Annotated in this window: 1 protein-coding gene; it reads left to right on the forward strand. The window is 32.2% G+C overall.

The features are described from left to right. Positions 1-276 (forward strand): hypothetical protein (locus VJI93_RS08785; protein WP_324009318.1); only part of this gene is annotated, 276 nt, incomplete at both ends.

Here is a 276-nt window from a genome sequence, read left to right on the forward strand (position 1 = left end):
ACCAAAAGGACTTGCTTATATAACTGAAATAGACGGTACTGTAAAATTAGTTGATAATAAGAAGAGATATGATATAGTTGTAACTGCCGATGATGGTGATGAAAGAATTTATGCTATACCTTATGGAGCCAGAATTAAAGTTAAAGATGGAGAAAAAATTAAAGCGGGCGATATGCTTACTGAAGGTTCTATAAATCCACATGACATTTTAGCTATTAAAGGTCCAACAGGTGTTCAAGAATACATCACTAAAGAAGTTCAAAAAGTTTATCGTAA

It is taken from the genome of Parvimonas sp. M20 (assembly GCF_035282425.1).
In the GTDB taxonomy this organism is placed as follows: domain Bacteria; phylum Bacillota; class Clostridia; order Tissierellales; family Peptoniphilaceae; genus Parvimonas.